12 protein-coding genes are annotated in these 11,704 nt (G+C 64.9%); 8 read left to right on the top strand and 4 right to left on the bottom strand.

Annotation, left to right across the window (positions count from 1 at the left end; all coding sequences use genetic code 11):
• Positions 1-3: 3 nt before the first annotated feature.
• From EGJ09_RS00745 to EGJ09_RS00735, 3 genes are all read right to left on the bottom strand, one after another.
• Positions 4-1,221 carry a PucR family transcriptional regulator gene (locus tag EGJ09_RS00745; protein ID WP_125922924.1) on the bottom strand — a complete coding sequence of 406 codons (1,218 nt, stop codon included), beginning with the start codon at positions 1,219-1,221 and terminating at the stop codon, positions 4-6.
• Entirely contained in the window at positions 1,218-2,483 is a 1,266-nt protein-coding gene (gene codB / locus EGJ09_RS00740) for a cytosine permease (protein ID WP_115275088.1), read from the bottom strand. The genes EGJ09_RS00745 and codB overlap by 4 nt, the downstream gene beginning before the upstream one ends.
• Positions 2,484-2,723: 240 nt before the next feature.
• Entirely contained in the window at positions 2,724-3,353 is a 630-nt protein-coding gene (locus EGJ09_RS00735) for a glutathione S-transferase family protein (RefSeq protein WP_125922923.1), read from the bottom strand.
• A 146-nt stretch (positions 3,354-3,499) separates the two neighbouring features.
• On the opposite strand from EGJ09_RS00735, the gene EGJ09_RS00730 reads away from it, so the two are divergent.
• The 3 genes from EGJ09_RS00730 (at position 3,500) to EGJ09_RS00720 (ending at position 5,820) form a co-directional block, all read left to right on the top strand.
• Positions 3,500-4,021 carry a GNAT family N-acetyltransferase gene (locus tag EGJ09_RS00730; RefSeq protein ID WP_012314095.1) on the top strand — a complete coding sequence of 174 codons (522 nt, stop codon included), beginning with the start codon at positions 3,500-3,502 and terminating at the stop codon, positions 4,019-4,021.
• Between the two features lie 126 nt (positions 4,022-4,147).
• A complete protein-coding gene (locus EGJ09_RS00725; RefSeq protein WP_012314094.1) occupies positions 4,148-4,465 on the top strand; it encodes a DUF2388 domain-containing protein in 318 nt (105 codons plus the stop codon).
• 122 nt (positions 4,466-4,587) lie between these two features.
• Entirely contained in the window at positions 4,588-5,820 is a 1,233-nt protein-coding gene (locus tag EGJ09_RS00720) for a M20/M25/M40 family metallo-hydrolase (RefSeq protein ID WP_125922922.1), read from the top strand.
• Positions 5,821-5,880: 60 nt separating this feature from the next.
• Here the strand turns inward: EGJ09_RS00720 and glcC are convergent, their stop codons facing one another.
• Positions 5,881-6,648, bottom strand: coding sequence for a transcriptional regulator GlcC (gene glcC, locus EGJ09_RS00715; protein ID WP_125922921.1), 768 nt, complete (start codon positions 6,646-6,648; stop codon positions 5,881-5,883).
• A 196-nt stretch (positions 6,649-6,844) separates the two neighbouring features.
• Here glcC and glcD point away from each other — a divergent pair, with 196 nt between their 5' ends.
• The 5 genes from glcD to EGJ09_RS00690 all read left to right on the top strand — a co-directional run bounded on the left by glcD (position 6,845) and on the right by EGJ09_RS00690 (position 11,567).
• Positions 6,845-8,344: a glycolate oxidase subunit GlcD gene (glcD, locus tag EGJ09_RS00710; RefSeq protein WP_125922920.1), complete on the top strand. Its 1,500-nt coding sequence runs from the start codon at positions 6,845-6,847 to the stop codon at positions 8,342-8,344.
• Positions 8,344-9,396: a glycolate oxidase subunit GlcE gene (glcE, locus tag EGJ09_RS00705; protein ID WP_125922919.1), complete on the top strand. Its 1,053-nt coding sequence runs from the start codon at positions 8,344-8,346 to the stop codon at positions 9,394-9,396. Before glcD ends, glcE begins: the two co-directional genes overlap by 1 nt.
• A 9-nt stretch (positions 9,397-9,405) precedes the next feature.
• A complete protein-coding gene (gene glcF / locus EGJ09_RS00700) occupies positions 9,406-10,641 on the top strand; it encodes a glycolate oxidase subunit GlcF (RefSeq protein ID WP_125922918.1) in 1,236 nt (411 codons plus the stop codon).
• On the top strand, positions 10,634-11,035 hold the full coding sequence (locus tag EGJ09_RS00695; protein WP_125922917.1) for a heme-binding protein: 402 nt from the start codon (positions 10,634-10,636) through the stop codon (positions 11,033-11,035). The genes glcF and EGJ09_RS00695 overlap by 8 nt, the downstream gene beginning before the upstream one ends.
• Before the next feature lie 193 nt (positions 11,036-11,228).
• On the top strand, positions 11,229-11,567 hold the full coding sequence (locus EGJ09_RS00690; RefSeq protein WP_125922916.1) for a hypothetical protein: 339 nt from the start codon (positions 11,229-11,231) through the stop codon (positions 11,565-11,567).
• Positions 11,568-11,704 lie beyond the last annotated feature (137 nt).

Raw genomic sequence — 11,704 nt, 5'->3', positions numbered from 1 at the left:
GAGTTACTCCTTGCCTTGGGCTTCGGTCATGCGCCATATCAGCATAGCGACCGCAGCGTTCATACGGAAAAGCGGGTCGTCCAGGGACTGCCCGCTCAGTTGCTCGATGCGTTGCATCCGTTGGTTGATGGTGTTGCGGTGCAAACCCAGGCGCTGCCCGGCCTTGAGACCGTTGCCGTTTTCCTTGAGCAGCGCGTCGAGGGTGTGCAGCAGTGCGTTGGGCTGTTTACGCCCGGGGGCGCGCAGCGGGCCGAGGGTCTGGGCGACGAAGTCATCGATCAGCGAACGGTCGACGATGCCCTGCAGCAGGCGCAATACACCGAGCTCGCTGAAGTCGCACAAGCCGGTGGCCGGGCGCAGGTTTTGCGCAACCTCCAGGGCCTGACGCGCCTGGTTGAGGGCTTGGCGGTAATGGCCACAGTCCTCGGCGAGGCTCGACAGGCCCATGAACAGCCCCATCTCACCTGCCTGCGCGGCCAACTGCCGGTGCAGGCCGGCCAAGGCTGCACGCAAGTCCGGGGTATCGGGCAGCAGCAACACGAACAGGTCACCGGCCAGTTGCGCGGTGACCGCGCCGGCCCGGGCCCGGCACCAGGCTTCAAGCCGGTCTTCCAGGGTTTGGCGGGTGTCCTGCCACAGGCGTTCGCCTTTGGCCAGGCCATGCCGCTCGAACAGCCCGTCGACCGCCGACAAGCGCAACGCCACCAAACGCCGCGGCCCGTCCAGGTCGAGCTGCAGGTGCGCGGCCCGCTGGCGGGCGATGGCCAGGCTTGGATAGTCACCGGTCAGCAGTTGCCCGAGGATGTCGTTGCGCGAGCGGCGCACCTGGGCCATCTGTACCAGTGCGGTACCGATCAGGTGGGTGACCACCACCATCTTCAGGGCATAGGGCTGTTCGATCAGTGGCAACCCCAACTGCTCGGCGCGCGCGATTACCGCGGCCGGAATACACTGGATGAAGGTACCGCCCGTGAGGATCACCATGCCGGCGATACCCACCGCATCGCCGTCTTCGACCAGGCTCAACAGGTTGCCCTCGCCACGTGGGTGGTTGATGCCGGTGACGAACACCAGCTCACCGCCCATCACCCATTCGGCGATGCCCTCGTTCTCCGCCACGTAGGGCCAGCGCACCCGCCGCTGCAGGTTGCGTGCGCCAGCCCGCACGCTCATCTCGTGCAGGCCGGGCAGGTGCAGGATCTCTTCCAGGGCCAGGCTCACGGCTCGGCCCGCGCCTGGCCCAGTGCCCGGCGTCGGCCGCCGAGCTCAAGCAGCACGATATAGCACAGCGCCGAGGCGCCGATACCCACCAGTGGCGCCACCCAGGGCGAGGCATAGGCCGCCAGCGCACCGACCCCATAGGCGAACAGCCCCAGCAGGTTGTAGCGCGGCAGGCTGACCGTGGCCAGGGCCGGATACTTGCCACGGTGGCGGTACCAGAAGTCGGCCATGATCACCCCACCCACCGGCGGGATGATCGAACCCAGCAATACCAGGAAGGGAATCAGCAACTCGTACATGCCACCGATCGCCAACACGATGCCTACTCCTGCCGCCACCAGTGTTGCCGTGCGCCGGCGTTCGCTGCGCACCAGGTGACACGCTGCGGCGGCAACGTTGTAGATGGTCGGCCCCTGGATGGTCCACAGGTTGAGGCAGAGCATGACCACCGCTGCGAACGAGAGCCCTTGCAGCATCATCACCTCGACGATGTCGGCCTGCTGGTAGACCATCGCGCACCAGGCACCGGCCACGACCATCAGCCCGTTGCCGAGCAGAAATGCCACCATACTGGCCGTCACCGCCACCCGCCCGCTGCGCGACAGGCGCGTCCAGTTGGTGGCTTGGGTGGCGCCGCTGGCAAAGGTGCCGAAGACCATGGTCACCGCTGCCGAGAAGGTCATGGTCTCATGCGGCACCAGCGCCGCCAGTTGCTGCAGGCCACCCACGTCGCGGGTGGCGATTACCATGGAGACGATCAACAGGGCGAACATCAGCGGTACCGATACCCGCGACAACAGGTCCAGCCCCTTGAAACCGACCAATGCCGTGATGCTGAAGCCCAACCCGAACAGCACCATCAGCGGCACGGTGAAGCCCTCGGCCAGCCCAAGCAGCTTTACCAGCACGATCGCTACAGTGGCCGTGCCCCACGCATACCAGCCCAGTTCGGCGAAACCGAGCAGGAAGTCCGACAGCCGGCTGCCCGCCTCGCCGAAGCAGAAGCGCCCCATCAGTACAGTGTTGAGCCCGCTGCGCGAAGCGATGAACGCCAGCGCGGCGGCGTAAAGGGCCAGCAGCGTGTTGCCGAGGGTGGCGATCCAGAGCATGTCGATGAACCCGAAGGCCATGCCCAGCTTGCCCCCGGCGAACATCGTGCCGGTGAAGAAGGTGAAACTGAACAGGACCATGGCGATTGGCAAAAGGCCCTTGCGGGCGTGCTGCGGCGCCTCGCAAAGCGGGAATTCGGAGGGGGAACTCATTGTCAGGTGCTCCGGGTTTAGGTTGGAGCAGCTAGAGCAATATGCGGGCCGCTTTTTGCTGGCCGATGTACGGCGAAATAGCAGGCGCACGGCATGACAAATAGTGTGCAGGTTGCACAGAATGGCCCGTTCTTGATGGTTTTTTATGTGCCTGTTGACTCAATTTGAGGCCGCCGCGCACCAAAGCAGGACGCGGCTGGGTAGTTTTCACCCGGCCGCCCTCAAGTACGACGCGGCCGATCAGACCGGCGCTGTGCGTGGCATCAGTTCATAGGGATGCTTCCAGCCCGGCAGCGCCTGGATACGCGCTTTCCACGCTTCAATATGGGTGAACTGTGCCAACGGGATGCCGGTATCTTCCGGCATGAACACATAGCCCGCCAGCGACAGGTCGGCGATGGTCAAGCGCCCACCGACCATATAGGGCGTTTTCGCCAAGTGCGCATCGACCACCCGGTAAGCAGCCGTGGCGCGCTCGCGCAGAAACTGGGTTACCGGTGTTTCGCCAGCGTTCTTCAGGCAGAAAATGAACCGCAGCGCCGCGTAATAGGCAGTGAACTTGTGGTTGTCGAACAGCATCCAGCGCCAGATTTCGCGCTTTTCGTTGTCATCGCGCGGGCCGAACTGGCCGGTGCGTTCGGCGAGGTATTCAAGGATCAGCGCCGACTGGGTGATTTTCTGGCCCGCATGCTCCAGCACCGGCACTTCGCCCTGCTCGTTGACCTCATCACGCCAGCTTTGCTCACGAGTCTGGCCGTTGAAGAAATCGACGAACACCGGCTGCCAGACCTGGCCGGTGAGTTCGAGCATGAGGGCAGCTTTATAGGCATTGCCGGATTCGGCGAAGCAGTGCAGTTTGTAGTCGGGCATGGTGGTCCTTCATTTTCCCAGGGTCGATGGCGCTGTTCGTGGGGACCGCAAATGGGTCGTCAAGCTGAGCAGACCACGCCCGCTCGACACGGTCAATGCAGTACGCGCAAAGTAGAGTGGTACTCCTTCACGCCAGGATGGCCCGTATGCCCTACCCCACACTCCCTTTCTCCCTGACCACCCCGCGCACCCGCCTGGTCCGCCCCGACCCGGCCCTTGCAGCGCAACTGCGCCAGGCCCTGCTCGAAAGCTACACCCTGCACCAACCCTTCCTGGCCTGGGCCAAACCTGACTGGACGCTGCAGGAAGTACGCGAGAGCCTGCAACTGAGTGCCGGTGAATTTCTCGACCCCGCAGCCGAAAAGCGGTACTTCGTGCTGCACGCGGACAGTGACGCAGTCATCGGCTGCATCGGTCTGCGCCCGGGCAACGCAGAGTACGAGGTAGGTTACTGGGCCAGCCAGGCGTTCAGTGGCAAAGGGCTGATGCGCGAAGCATTGACCGGCCTGCTCGATGCCATCGCAACCCCGGTGTGGCTGACCACCGATATCGACAACCAGGCCAGCCAGCGCCTGGCAGAGCGCGCCGGCTTCGTCATAGCCGGCGCCAAGCTCACCGAACTCGATCCGAGCACGCCGCGCCCGCTGTATCGACGCTCACCAGCATAAGCGCTGAAAGTTTTGTCAATCCGCGCTCGACGGTAATGATCCACCAAGGGAACTACCACCCCAGTTGCGCCATCTTACTCACTGAGTGGTATTTCCCTTGGGCTTCACGCTATTGGAGAACACGCTATGCGCCACCTATTCCTCGCACCTGCATTGCTGCTCCTGCTGCCTGCCGGTGCTGCCATGGCCCGCGTCGATGCGGGCGACGTCGCTACCTCGGCCGGTGTATCCGCCTCGCTGTATTCGACTTTCAAGGATGACAAACGGATCATCCCCGCCCGTGACGAGTTGTCTGCATTCGTCGCCAGCGGTGGTGCTATTCGAGGCGCCTACGTGGAATCGGCGCTGGAACAGGCACGCAAGGACAATCCTGGCTTGCAGGCCAGCGATGAAGAGCTGGCTCGAGCCATATTGTCCCAAGATGACCCAATGGCTCACCACTGAGGCCTGTATGACTTTCTCGCGGGCCGCCCCCCGGGGCGTGCCCGCGAAAAGGCTGCATTTGCCCGGGCAGGTACACGCTTGAGGGGCTAGGCTCAACGGTCCACCACGACAAGGAAGAACCGATGCCTTTGCCCCGCCCTCCCCACGCCATCGCCCTGGCGCTTTTGATCGCCTGTACCCAGGCAACCGCTGCCCAACCTTCTCCCCAGGACCTGCTCAAGCAAGCCCAAGGCGAACAGGCAGCCTACCTAGAAACCCTCAAGAGCCTGGTTTCGGTCGACACCGGTACCGGCACCGAGCCCGGCCTTGAACAAGTCAGCGCCGCGCTGGTCCAGCGCCTCGAGGCATTGGGTGCCCAGGTGCAAACCCACTCCGCCAAACCGTCAGTGGGCGACAACATCGTCGGCACCTTCAAAGGTACCGGCAGCAAAGATTTCCTGCTCATGGTCCACTACGACACCGTCTTCGTCCCTGGCACCGTGGCCAAGCGCCCGTTCCGCGTGGATGGCCCACGCGCCTACGGCCCGGGCGTTGCCGACGCCAAGGGTGGCGTGGCGATGATCCTGCATGCACTCAAACTGCTGCAACAGCAAGAGTTCAAGGGTTACCGCACGCTCACCGTGCTGTTCAACCCGGATGAGGAAATGGGTTCGGCCGGGTCGAAGCAGATCATCGCCGAACTGGCGCGCAAGCATGACTACGTGTTCTCTTACGAGCCACCGGACAAGGACGCCGTGACGGTCGCCACCAATGGCATCAACCGCCTCAGGCTCGAGGTCAAGGGCCGTGCCTCGCACGCAGGCTCGGCCCCCGAGGAGGGGCGCAACGCGTTGACCGAACTGGCCCATCAGTTGCTCCAGCTCAATGACCTGGGTGATGCCAGCAAAGGCACCACGGTGAACTGGACCCTGGCCAAAGCCGGCGAAAAGGCCAACATCATCCCGGCATTGGCCACTGCCGAAGCGGACATGCGCTACTCGGACCTGAGCGAGACCGACCGGGTGCAGAGCGACGCTCAGCGCATCGTGAAAAAACTGCTGGTCGCCGATACCCAAGCGACCGTCACCGTCGAAAAAGGCCGCCCCCCCCTGGCACGCAATGACGCATCGGCGAAGCTGGCCCAGACTGCCCAGCAGCTGTATGCCGAGGTCGGCCACAAGATCGAGCCGATTGCCATGCGCTTCGGCACCGATGCCGGCTATGCCTACGTACCGGGCAGCGACAAGCCGGCGGTACTGGAAACCCTGGGCGTGGTCGGCGCGGGGCTGCATGGTGACGACGAGTACATCGAGCTGAGCAGTGTGGCGCCGCGCTTGTACCTGACGGTCGCGATGATCCGGCATCTGGCGCAATAATAAAGGTACTTCCACAACTGCCCTATGGGCCGCCGGCAATCCGGCGCCCTCAGGGTCACCTCACCCCCACCCGTCCATGCGCATCGTCGCCCGCACCAACCGCTGCTCCTCCTGCTCGATCTCGCGCAAACTGTCGCGAATCCCGTTGATGTGTTCGCGCGCCGCCCGCTGCGCCTGCTCCGGCAATTGCTCCATCACTGCGTGATACAGGCGCGCATGTTGGCGGTCGATCTGGCGCTTCTGCGCGGGGCGGCAATACAGGTTGTTGACCGATGCGAACACCGTGTTCAAGGTCAGGTCGCTGAGCGACTGCAGGGTGTGCACCAGCACCGGGTTGTGCGAGGCCTCGCTGATCGCCCGGTGGAATGCATGGTCGCGGTGGGCGTGCTCACGCGCATCCAGCCCTTCGGGCGCTGCGTGGGCGGCGAGCATGTCTTCGTAGCGACGGCGGATCAGCAGGCGGTCCACATCGGTGGCACGCAACGCTGCCAGGCGTGCGGACTCGGCCTCGAGCAGCGCGCGCACTTCCAACAGGTCGAACAAGGTGCGCGGTTGCGAGCTGAACAGGTGCATCAGCGGGGTGACGCCCACCTGCTGCCCGGTCAGGTCGGCGACGAACGAACCGCGCCCCTGCTCGGTGTCGATGATGCCGCGCCCGCGCAGGATGCGCAGGCCTTCACGCAGTGCCGAGCGTGAACAGCCGAGCTTTTCCACCAGGCGTCGCTCCGAAGGCAAGGCCTGCCCCACCTTGAGCACACCCTCGACGATCAACCGTTCGACCCGCTCGGCAACCTGGTCGGCGACCTTGGCCTTGCCTTCAGCAACCATGTGCACCCCCTCAACTGGTAGGACCACTTCCATAGCTTGCGCCAATCTACGCATCCCAACCGGTAAATAACCAGCACCTGCCAAAAAAACTGGTAGGACCAGTGCGCTGCAGGCTCGACCTGAGGCAACGGGGCGCGCAGGCTGCGGGGGTGAACGGTTTACCCACAACAACAAAAACTGCCGTTGAGTGAGCCTGATGAACATTCTCTACGACGAACGGGTCGATGGCGCGCTGCCTGCCGTGGACCAGCCGGCCCTGCTGCAGGCCTTGCGCGAAGCGCTGCCCGACCTTGAGATCCTGCATCGGGACGAAGACCTCACACCTTACGAATGCGACGGCCTCTCTGCTTACCGCACCGTGCCCCTGATGGTGGTGCTGCCCGAGCGTCTGGAGCAGGTGCAGACGTTACTCCGGCTCTGCCACCTACGCGGCGTACCCGTCGTGGCGCGTGGCGCCGGCACGGGCTTGTCAGGCGGCGCATTGCCACTGGCCAAGGGCATCCTGCTGGTCATGGCACGCTTCAACCGCATTCTTGAAGTCAACCCGCAAGGCCGTTTCGCCCGGGTTCAGCCGGGGGTGCGCAACCTGGCCATTTCCCAGGCAGCGGCGCCCTATGGCCTTTACTACGCGCCAGACCCCTCTTCGCAAATCGCCTGCTCCATCGGCGGCAATGTCGCTGAAAACGCCGGAGGCGTGCACTGCCTGAAGTACGGTTTGACCGTACACAACCTGCTCAAGGTGGAGATCCTCACCGTCGAAGGCGAACGCCTGACCCTGGGCAGCGATGCCCTCGACAGCCCAGGCTTCGACCTGCTGGCACTGTTCACCGGATCCGAAGGCATGCTTGGGATCGTCACCGAAGTGACCGTCAAACTGCTGCCCAAGCCCCAGGTCGCCCGGGTCCTGCTGGCCAGTTTCGATAGTGTCGAAGACGCCGGCCGGGCCGTGGCCGAAATCATTGCTGCCGGGATCATCCCCGGTGGCCTGGAAATGATGGACAACCTGGCGATCCGCGCCGCCGAAGACTTCATCCACGCCGGCTACCCGGTAGAGGCTGCGGCGATCCTTTTGTGCGAACTCGATGGTGTCGAGGCCGACGTGCAGGACGACTGCGAGCGTGTGGCAGCGGTACTGCAGCAGGCCGGCGCCCGCGAGGTGCGCCTGGCCTGCGACGAGGCCGAGCGCGTGCGCTTCTGGGCAGGCCGCAAGAACGCATTCCCGGCGGTGGGGCGCATCTCGCCGGACTACTACTGCATGGACGGGACCATCCCGCGCCGCGAACTGCCGCGCGTGCTCAAGGGCATCAGCGAACTGTCCGCGCAGTACGGCCTGCGCGTTGCCAACGTGTTCCACGCCGGCGACGGCAACATGCACCCACTGATCCTGTTCGATGCCAACCTGCCCGGCGAACTGGAACGCGCCGAAGCCATCGGCGGGCGCATCCTTGAACTGTGCGTGGCAGTGGGCGGCAGCATCACCGGCGAGCATGGCGTGGGCCGCGAGAAAATCAACCAGATGTGCGCGCAGTTCAACAGCGACGAAATCACCCTGTTCCATGCCGTGAAGGCAGCGTTCGATCCCAAAGGGCTGCTCAACCCGGGCAAGAACATCCCCACCCTGCACCGCTGCGCCGAGTTCGGTGCCATGCATGTGCACCACGGGCAACTGCCCTTCCCTGACCTGGAGCGCTTCTGATGAGCCTGGACCGCGACATGAGCCAGGACCTGCTCGAACAGGTCAACCAGGCCTTGAACCTGAACACCCCGCTGCGCATTCAGGGCAGCAACAGCAAAGCCATGCTGGGGCGCCCGGTGACCGGGGAGCTCGTCGATACCCGCGGCCACTGCGGCATCGTCAGTTACGACCCGACCGAGCTGGTGCTCACCGCTCGCGCCGGTACGCCACTGCAAGAGATCGAGGCGGCGCTGTTCGAGGCCGGGCAGATGCTGCCATGCGAACCGCCCCACCTCGGCGCCGGGGCGACCCTGGGCGGCATGGTAGCAGCGGGGCTGTCCGGGCCCCGTCGGCCCTGGGCCGGGTCGGTACGCGACTATGTACTCGGCACGCGGGTCATTACCGGCCACGGCAAGCTGCTGCGCTTTGGCGGTGAGGTGATGAAAAACGTTGCCGGTTACGACGTCTCGCGGCTGATGGCCGGCAGCTTCGGCTGCCTGGGCCTGCTAACCGAAGTATCGCTGAAGGTGCTACCACGGCCCCGGCAATGCCTGAGCCTGCGCCTGCCGATGGACCGCCATCAGGCCCTGGCTGAACTGGCCGAATGGGGTCAGCAGCCGTTGCCGATCAGCGCAGCCTGCCACGACGGCGAAGCACTGTACCTGCGCCTGGAAGGCGGTGAAGGCTCGGTGCAATCGGCCCGCCAGCGCCTGGGCGGCGACGTGCTCGACAGCCCGTTCTGGAGTGACCTGCGCGAGCAGCGCCTGGCCTTCTTCGAGGGCCCCGAACCGCTGTGGCGCCTATCGGTGCCCATTGCCACCGCCGAACTGGACCTGCCGGGGCGCCAGCTGATCGACTGGGGCGGCGCGCAGCGCTGGCTGAAGTCCAACGCCCCCGCAACGGCGATCCGCGAGCTGGCGGCCAAGGCCGGCGGCCACGCCATCGGCTATGCCCAAGGCGAGCACAGCAGTGCACCACTGCCGGCCACGCTGATGCGTTATCACCACGCCCTCAAGCGCCAACTCGACCCCCAGGGCTTGTTCAACCCTGGCCGCCTGCACCCGGACCTGTGAGGCCACGCCATGCAAACCAACCTGAGCAACACCGCCAAGCGCCTGGCCCGCGCCGAAGAGGCCGAGAGCATCCTGCGCGCATGCGTGCACTGTGGCTTCTGCACGGCCACCTGCCCCACCTACCAGTTGCTCGGCGATGAACTGGACGGACCGCGCGGGCGCATCTACCTGATCAAGCAAGTGCTCGAAGGTGCGCCGGTCACCGCCAGTACCCAACTGCACCTGGACCGCTGCCTGACCTGCCGCAACTGTGAGACCACCTGCCCGTCAGGGGTCAGATACCATGACCTGCTGGACATCGGCCGCGCCGTGGTGGAGCAGCAAGTGCCGCGCCCGCTCGGCCAGCGCCTGCTGCGCCAAGGTTTGCGTGCAGTGGTGCCGCGCCCGGCGCTGTTCAAGGCGCTGACCCGCGCAGGCCAAGCCCTGCGCCCAGTCCTGCCGGGCCCACTCAAGCGCAAGTTGCCCGCCCAGGTGGCCTCCCCTGGCAAGCGCCCGGCGGTGCGCCACGCGCGCCGCGTGCTGCTGCTTGAAGGCTGCGTGCAGCCGGCCCTGTCGCCCAACACCAACGCCGCCACCGCGCGGTTGCTGGACCGCCTGGGCATCAGCGTGGAACCTGCATTCGAAGCTGGCTGCTGTGGCGCGGTTGATTACCACCTCAATGCCCAGGAGCAAGGCCTGCAGCGTGCCCGGCGCAACATCGATGCCTGGTGGCCCGCCATCGACGCGGGCGCCGAAGCCATCGTGCAGACCGCCAGCGGCTGCGGCGCCTTCGTGCGTGACTACGGCCACCTGCTGGAGAAGGATCCGCTTTACGCGGCCAAGGCAGCGCGGGTCAGTGCGCTATCGCGCGACCTGGTGGAAGTGCTGCGCGACGAGCCGGTCGAGCAACTGGGCGTGTGCACCGAACAACGCCTGGCTTTTCATTGCCCGTGCACCCTGCAGCACGCCCTCAAGCTCGGCGGCCAGGTGGAGAGCCTGCTGGCCCGGCTTGGCTTCACCCTCACCGCAGTGCCCGACGGCCATTTGTGCTGCGGCTCTGCCGGGACCTACTCGCTGACCCAGCCCGAACTGTCGCGGCAACTGCGCGACAACCGACTCAACGCGCTGGAAAGCGGCAAGCCGCAACTCATCGCCACCGCCAACATCGGTTGCCAGACCCACCTCGACGGTGCCGGACGCACACCGGTACGGCACTGGATCGAAATCGTCGAAGCAGCCCTGAACCAGGAGAACAGCCATGCATAGCAAGTCCGTGATAGGCCAGGCCGAAGTTGCCCGCCTGCTTGCAGCCGCCCGCCAGGAGGCCCTGGCGCACCAGTGGAAGGTCACCATCGCGGTGGTCGACGACGGCGGCCATCCGCTTGGCCTGGAGCGCATGGACGGCTGCGCGGCAGCCAGCGCCTACATCGCCGTTGAAAAGGCTCGCAGCTCGGCCTTGGGGCGCAAGGAAACGCGCGATTACGAACAGATGGTCAACGGCGGGCGCACCGCGTTCGTCACCGCGCCGCTGCTGACCAGCCTGGAGGGCGGCGTGCCATTGCGGGTGGATGGCCAGGTGGTCGGCGCCATCGGTGTATCCGGGGTCAAGCCTGAACAGGATGCCCAAGTGGCCAAGGCCGGAGCGGCGGCCATCACGTAATCCGCGCCTTGACAGCTCACCGCCAACAGAAGAGCCGGGCCGCGGTTGGCTTTTGCAGGTCGACCGCTTGCAAGCCACCCAGCACCTCTCTACACGTTCAGAAAATTCCTACCCAACCTCTCGGAAGCGTCCTACTTGCCGCGCACCACCATGGGAAACATGATCGGCACTTGTGTCCCAGAGGAAGCTGCGCATGCATCCACACACCCGCACCACTGCCGAGTTGCGCAGCGCCCTGCGCGAGCTGCTGGCCCATGATGTCAGCAACCCTGACGACGACCCGCACTGGTCGGGAGTACTGTTCTTTTGTGCCACCGACGAGCGCACGCGGGGGCTGATCGAACGCATCGAGTTGCTGGCCAGCGAGTTGTTTTTCGACGCATGTGGCCGCCTCATCGCGCACCGCATCCGTAACATCGCTGTCGAGGGCGTTTGCATCAAGCAAAAGCGCAAGGCCCCAGCCGATGAGACGGTGATCCGCATTGCGCTGCTGGACAAGGGCTATATCACGGTGAGTACCGCACGGTTCTGAAGCCAGCAGGCGACTGTGACGCTGCTGCGGTGCCGTTGATTCATTTTTGCCTTGCTTTGTTTTTCTTTTGCTTTTGCTTCTAAGTGCGCGGTATGCCAGGCACCGCCGATTGCGACTTCAGGAGGCCGAGCGCAGGT

Origin of the sequence: Pseudomonas sp. p106 (assembly GCF_003936645.1) — a bacterium.
GTDB lineage: Bacteria > Pseudomonadota > Gammaproteobacteria > Pseudomonadales > Pseudomonadaceae > Aquipseudomonas > Aquipseudomonas putida_E.
This window is presented reverse-complemented; position numbering and strand designations above follow the sequence as displayed.